At 43.4% G+C, this 1,994-nt stretch carries 1 protein-coding gene; it reads left to right on the top strand.

Annotation, left to right across the window (positions count from 1 at the left end; genetic code table 11):
- Positions 1-1,518 precede the first annotated feature (1,518 nt).
- Positions 1,519-1,971, top strand: a complete 453-nt coding sequence (locus MO867_RS21770; RefSeq protein WP_252473060.1) for a phytoene desaturase family protein — start codon at positions 1,519-1,521, stop codon at positions 1,969-1,971.
- Positions 1,972-1,994 lie beyond the last annotated feature (23 nt).

Here is a 1,994-nt window from a genome sequence, read left to right as displayed (position 1 = left end):
AGTATCTGGCCGTGGTTCCTACCTATTTCGCCCCTAAAACTGTCCGAAGTATTGTTAAGGAACTGCCTGATTTTACAAACCTGAGCCTTGAGAGTAATATGTTGAACTTTCTTTTCTTCCACTGAAATTTCATTTACATACCAATCAAGAGCATATAAACATCTATTTTCCTGCAGCCATACCAAACTTCAGGCGCCAACAAAGATAAAAATATTAAACAGACATCAACCAGAGGATATACAGAGCGGACCAACAATTAATACAACAATTACTTAATTATTAATGCCATTAACCTCAATACTGGATTAATGAAAAAACTGTAACACGTACACTCACACCTCAATTAACCGAGAAAATAATTATCACTTAAAAGTTCTAAAAAATCGCGAGACAGAATAGCTAATTTAATGAGAATAAAGTTTGGAATTGTAATTTGGGGAAACGGTAATCACGCCAAATGGAGTATAAGCCTATACTGCCAAAGCTAATCTCTCACCGGCTGGAATAGCAAACTGGGATCTTTCTCTACTGCACTAACTACCATCCCATGCTTCTACCCGCTTCACGTATATAATCTGGGCTGACTCATAGGGGGGTATCCTCTCACCCAAATATTTTTCGCCTTTGCGCTCTTTAGCCCTAATATCCATTCTCTATTGAATTACAGGAAATACTGCAAAACAACGCCTCATTTCCACTACTCTGCACTTATATACTTAGAGCAACGATACGATGCAAGCCACGCTCAAATCTCAGCGCCAGGCAGGAAAATCGGTCAGACTAAAGGCTAACTATAGCCAGCATCAACCCTACAGTGATTGGCAATGGTGAAGATCACGCTGCCAAGAAGAATTGGGCCCGCTGCTCATGAGAAAACTACGGCAGTTTTTGTCAGAACCAGATCAACGACCGACCTCAGCGACGGTTATAGCCGTACTCTTCATGGGACTTAAGTTTGAAACAAGCAGATAGAACGACTAACAAGATCGCAGGTGGAATCAAGTGGAGAGCCGATACACCCAGCGAGTCCTTTATTTACCTAAGGCTCAACGAGGACGGGGAATCTAATGAGGAATGCTGACTGGATCTATTACCTACGCCAGGGGGGGAATCCTGTCATTGAGCCTTATTCGGCAGTAAAACTACTCTAGCCCATTCGACTCCTATCTGTGTAGTCAGTTTTGCACAGAATTGCTTGCTACCTTTAAACGCGCTACTGTCTTGCCGTCTCATAAAGTGAGCCAGTATATTGTTAAGTACCCCTAAATTTACCTTTCTCACTCAATAATATTCAGAACCTATCCTCCCAATAATTGCTCAGACTCCAATTATTTTAAAGATAAAGGTATCAAACAAATCAGTGGATCTACGGCAAAACCCTGTTTAGGGTCTGTTGAATTACTCCGCAATACTCCTGTTAAAATTTCACCCTGACTCAAAGGATCCTTATCGCCCCTTTATTTTTGCAGTTTTTTTGGCAACAATTGGGGCTGATCTTTATCCACTCAGAGAATAATAATGAAGGGTTTTTTGATTATTGGCGGTGGCCATAATGGCTTAGTCTGCGCCTGTTATTTAGCTAAAGCGGGGGGGAATGTCACAATTCTTGAGCGCCGGTCTATCGTTGGCGGCGCTGCCGTTACTGAAGAGTTCCACCCAGGGTTCCGAAACTCTGTGGCAAGCTACACCGTTAGCCTGCTAAACCCAAAAATTATCGAAGACTTGAATCTGCGCGAACATGGTCTGGAAATCAAGCTACGACCCCAGTCAAACTTTTTCCCTATTTCAGATAAGGAGAGCCTCTCCTTCCACAAGCGTGTCGCAGATACACAGGCAGAAGTTGCCTGCTTCTCGAAAAAGGACGCCGCCACCCTGCCCGCCTTTTATGCCATGCTGGAAACGGTAGCCGACATTTTGCGCGACGAACTGTTGCGCTCCCCCCCCAGGGCTGTCCCATATAAATCGGTGTAAAAACGAACAGAATAGACCTAGAA

This window comes from Microbulbifer okhotskensis, assembly GCF_023895975.1.
Lineage (GTDB): Bacteria > Pseudomonadota > Gammaproteobacteria > Pseudomonadales > Cellvibrionaceae > Microbulbifer > Microbulbifer okhotskensis.
The sequence above is the reverse complement of the archived record's forward strand: the minus strand, read 5'-3'. Positions and strand labels throughout refer to the sequence as shown.